Origin of the sequence: Pseudomonas sp. HY2-MNA-CIBAN-0224 (assembly GCF_040310285.1) — a bacterium.
GTDB classification, from domain to species: domain Bacteria; phylum Pseudomonadota; class Gammaproteobacteria; order Pseudomonadales; family Pseudomonadaceae; genus Aquipseudomonas; species Aquipseudomonas helleri.
Genome location: NZ_JBEOPQ010000861.1, coordinates 1 through 240 on the forward strand (window position 1 = coordinate 1; position 240 = coordinate 240).

At 48.8% G+C, this 240-nt stretch carries 1 protein-coding gene; it reads left to right on the forward strand.

Translation table 11 applies throughout. From position 1 onward, the window contains the following. The coding region (locus tag AAEZ03_RS28710; protein ID WP_350583389.1) for a GMC family oxidoreductase N-terminal domain-containing protein at positions 1-240 on the forward strand (240 nt) is incomplete at both ends.

Here is a 240-nt window from a genome sequence, read left to right on the forward strand (position 1 = left end):
GGTAAAGACCTCGCGGTACGCGTACCTGCTGGCTTAATTCTTTTGGTACCAGGTAAACCTCTCAAATTAAATAACTGGTGTTTTCACACCACTCCTCAAACGCATTTAAACGATCGACGCGGCTTCCAACCACGTGGACAATGTTTGGGTGGCTCATCGGCCATCAATGCTATGATTTACACCCGTGGTAGTGCGCTAGACTATGAACGCTGGGTTGAGCAAGGTTGTAAAGGTTGGGGG